At 70.9% G+C, this 4180-nt stretch carries 4 protein-coding genes and 1 pseudogene; all 5 read right to left on the bottom strand.

The window, feature by feature from the left end; all coding sequences use genetic code 11:
* The coding region (locus AA75_RS21685; protein WP_368666602.1) for an SCO6880 family protein at positions 1-747 on the bottom strand (747 nt) is incomplete at its 3' end.
* A 142-nt stretch (positions 748-889) separates the two neighbouring features.
* Positions 890-2306, bottom strand: a pseudogene (locus AA75_RS21680) (ATP-binding protein).
* A gap of 25 nt (positions 2307-2331) precedes the next feature.
* On the bottom strand, positions 2332-3039 hold the full coding sequence (locus AA75_RS21675) for a hypothetical protein (protein ID WP_149038292.1): 708 nt from the start codon (positions 3037-3039) through the stop codon (positions 2332-2334).
* On the bottom strand, positions 3039-3347 hold the full coding sequence (locus AA75_RS21670) for a DUF6112 family protein (protein ID WP_033821824.1): 309 nt from the start codon (positions 3345-3347) through the stop codon (positions 3039-3041). Before AA75_RS21670 ends, AA75_RS21675 begins: the two co-directional genes overlap by 1 nt.
* A 94-nt stretch (positions 3348-3441) precedes the next feature.
* A partial coding sequence (locus AA75_RS52230; RefSeq protein WP_233289129.1) for a C40 family peptidase occupies positions 3442-4180 on the bottom strand: 739 nt, incomplete at its 5' end.

The following is a 4180-nucleotide window of genomic DNA, read 5'->3' as shown; positions in this document are numbered from 1 at the left end:
AACGCAGCCCTCAAGCCCGGAAAGACAACAGCCACTGAGGTCCAGCGAGATGGCGACGTATGCCTCGTGCGGGGCGGCGGCCGGTCCGGCGTTCTTGACCAGCTCGCTGTAGATCTGACCGGCGACCGGCGCGTCGGGGTTGCCGGTCTTCTCCCAGTAGCGCCGAAGCGCGTCGCCGGAGGCCGGCATGGTGCGCTCGATCACCTGGATGCGGGCGATGTGCCCGGTGCGGGCGAGCGCTGCCAGTGCCCGGCCCCACCCGTTGACGTTGGTGTTCTGGGTGGCGGGGTCAAGGAGCGCGTAGGCGCGGCTGCTGACCTTGACGACCGCGGTCAGCGTTCCGGCGCGCGGGTCGTGGACTGCGCCGTACCGGCGGTTGGGGGCGGTGACGACCCGAAGGCTTGCGGCGGTGCCGGGCAGGTGCAGCAGGCCCTCGCGCACCGGGCGCCGGGAGGGCCGGGCGAGCCAGACCAGCTGGCCGCGCATGCGCCGCAGCGTGTAGCGGGTGACGATCGGCGCCCAGTCGGCGAGGGAGCGGCCTCGGTGGCGGACGAGGACGAACAGTGCGATGGCGGCCCACAGCGGGATGAGTTCGAGCGCGCCGACCACGCCGCGGGTGAGGACGACGGCGAGCAGGAGGAGACCGGCGAGGGAGGCGACGATCAGCTGGGCGGCGGTCAGGCCGAGCAGGATGCCGCGCTTGGAGCGGTGCGGGAACCTCACCGTGGCGGGGGAGGTATCAGACATTGGGGATCCAGGAGGTGCGAGCGGGAGGATGGGGGCGGTGGTCGCGGCGCTCTTCTGGAAGCCATGGCGGAACTCCTGTTCGGGGATAGGAGGGGCGGGCTGTGGCCGTGTGGTCAGCAGCCCGCCCCGAGGAGATGGGCGGTCAGGAGCCGGAGGGCGGCTGCTGGGGGAACACAAAGCGCTGCGGTGCCGGCGAGCCCTGCGGCGGCGGTCCGCCGACCGGCGGAGCCGGGGGTCCGCTCGGTGCGGAGCCTGAGGTGCCCGGAGCGTGGGCGGTGGCGCCCGAACGCTGGCTGACCGGTGCGCCCTGGGCAGGCGATGCGGCGCTCTGGCCGGCGGAGCCGCCCGATTCCGAGCCGGAATCGCCCTCACCGCTGGGTGCCCGGGTGATGAGTGCGGGGATGCCCGGACGCTGGATGAGGCCACGGCCCCGGTCGCCACCGGCGTTCGGGTTCTCACCGAAGCGGAACGTGCTCGGCGTGCTCGGCGGTCCGGCGTCGATGCCTTCCTTGCTGAACCGCCCGGAGGGGTCGATCCCGGAGGCGACACCGTCCTGGCCCATGCCCGGAACCTTGGCCGGGCCCTGAGGCGCGGGGGTTCCGGTGCCCACCTGCATCGCCATGCTCGCCGCGGTCTTGGCCGCGCCTGCGGCGACCGCCACCCCGGCGACGCCGGTGCGGTGCAGGTCGTCGTGCCCGCCGTTGTCGGTGGCCCAGTGCACGAACTTGTAGGTCGCGTAGGGGCAGAGGAGGACGAGGACCATCACGACGATGCCCGCCATCGCGTCCGAGAGGGCCGACATGCCGTCCTTGGCATCCGACTTGCCCATCGCGGAGACGCCGATCAGGAACACCACGGTCATCAGCAGCTTGCTGACCACCAGCGTGGCGGTGGCCTCGATCCAGCCGCGCCGCCAGCGCTTGGCGACCTCCCAGCCGCCGCCGCTGCCGGCGAAGACCGCCAGGGCGACCAGGATCAGGACGCCGACCTTGCGGGCCACCATCGTGCACCAGTAAGAGGAAGGCGCCGATCGCACAACCCAGAGCGACCAACGACGGTACGCCCCAGCCGAGTCCGTACATCGCGCCGAGTTCGTTCACCTTGACGACGCGGCGGATCGCGTCTTCAACGGACGTGTTGGCGGCCTGGAACAGGCCGTCGCTCAGCGCGTCGACCACGGTGATCGCCACGCTGGTGAAGGAGATCGCGCAGAAGCTGAACAGGACGCCGGTCATGGTGCCGATCGCGGCTTGTGCGAGGGCGCGTTCGTCGCGACGCCAGGCGGCGAACATCAGCTGGATGCAGAACGTGCCGACGATGATCGACAGTCCGATGGGCAGCAGCAGGGCGTAGTTGTCGCGGAACCAGGGGGCGTTGAGGTCGATGCTGGTGGTCGCGTTGACGGCCTTGGCAGCGAGGTCGGCGGCGCTGGCGGCCAGCTCGCCGGCGGACTTGGCAATCCACGCACCGATGCCGTCGGTGATCGACTTGCCGGGATCGGAGACGAAGTTGGCCGCGTCACAGACCGTGTTCATCAGGGGAAGGTCGCAGACACCCATGGGGGTACCTCCTTTCAGGACGGGGTCAGGGGGAGACCGTCGGGAAGACGCCGGCGAGCGTGCAGTTCTGGGACGGGCGGCACTGCACGGCGAGCGTGGTCGAGCGGGCCTCGGCACCGCCGGTGGGCGTGCCGTTCCAGGCAATCGACTGCTGGCCGGAGACGGTGACGGCGTAGACGTACGCCTGTGTGATCGCTCCCGGGTCGGACTGCAGGGCCTGGGTGAAGGAGGCCGGGAAGTGCGCCTCGTTCACGATCGCGGTCGCGTACTGGCCGCTGTCGGCCATCCGGCCCCAGAACACGGGTGACGGCACCAGGGCATCGACCGAGGCGCTGTCGGCGTACTTGGCGTCCGACGTCATCCACGTGTGCAGCGCGGCCAGCAGCTCGGGCTGCGCGTACGAGCGGGTGTCGTACGACCACAGCGCGGATGCCGCCGCCTTGCCGAAGGCGATCGGATCGTGGGTGGCAGGCGGGACGGGCAGGGCAGCACGATCACCGGGTGTGGCCGAAGCCGCGGTGGCGGAAGGCAGTGCGGAGGGGGAGGAAGCGGAACTCGCAGGGGCAGAAGGGCCCTTGGCGGGCGTCCTGCCGTCGCGGGTGAGGTACGCGAGCAGGCCGGCGAGGGCGACGAGCACGGCCAGCGTGGCGGTGCCGAGCAGCGCCCGGCGGCGCACGCGAGATGCGCCGCCGGGGTTGCCGCTACGGTCAGCGGCGAAGGAACGCTTGCGCATCAGTGGACCTGGCCGCCGAGCGTGGAGAAGAAGGCGACCACACCATTTGCGGCGCCGAGCAGCAGGGCCGCGCCGGCGGAGACCAGGACGCCCTTCTTGCCGTTGGCCTCGGCCTGGTGGCCGCCGGAGTGGTGGCCCCAGGCCCACACGCCAGCGCTCACCGCGAGCGCGCCGACGACGGCGATGATGCCGAACAGGTTGATCGAGCCCATCACCTGCTTGAGGACCGCGAGGCCCGGCAAGCCGCCATCGTTCGGCTGGATGCCCGGGTCATAGGCGAGCTGGATGGCCTTGTCGGCGAGAAACATTACGAACTCCAGTTCGATTTATGGCACGCGCCAGCCCGGATCGGGGAAGGAGGCGGTGCGGTGGAGCGGGAAGGGGGAGGGGAGAAAGCGCCGGTCAGACGACTCGGCGGGCCGCGAGAATCTGCGGCTTCCAGTCGGCGAGGGTCGAGATCTTGACCACGTCGCCGGTGTGCGGGGCCTGAACGACAAGGCCCGAGCCGATGAACATGCCCACGTGATTGGGCGCTTGGGCCGTTCCCTCGGTGAACAGCAGGTCACCCGGCTTGAGGGCATCGACAGAGACGGGCTGGCCGTCGGTGATCTGTTCGTAGGTCGTCCGCCCGAGTGTGACCCCGGCGGCGCGGTAGGACGCCTGCATCAGCGCAGAGCAGTCGCACCGGCCCATCGGGTCCGGCCCGTGCGGATCGTTGCAGTTACCGCCCCACTGGTACGGCGTGCCGAGTTGCCCCAGCGCCCACCGGATCGCGGTCTGCACCTGAGGTGGGGCATCGGCCGGGATCGTGTACCCGGTCGGCAGAGTGCCAGGCGGGATGGTCCCGAAGCCCGAGCCGTCCCCACCGTTCGTACATCCGCCGCCGTTCGGGATCGGCGGAGGACTGCCTCCGCCGCTGGGGATGGGACTCGGTGTTGTGCCGGTCTTGGCGAGCAGCGGCTCGATCGCCTTCGGCAACGCGGTGGCCAAGGGCTCCCACTTGGCGTAGGCGTCCGGAAAGCCCGAACGCTGCACCGCCTGGGCGGCCTGGGTGATGGTCATCGACTCCCAGCCCGGCACCTGCTGGAGCGCCGAGTAGAACTCGGTGCTCGCGTGAACCGGGTCGAGGATCTGCTCCGCG

It is taken from the genome of Kitasatospora sp. MBT63, from assembly GCF_000710465.2.
Classification (GTDB): domain Bacteria; phylum Actinomycetota; class Actinomycetes; order Streptomycetales; family Streptomycetaceae; genus Kitasatospora.
The sequence above is the reverse complement of the archived record's forward strand: the minus strand, read 5'-3'. Positions and strand labels throughout refer to the sequence as shown.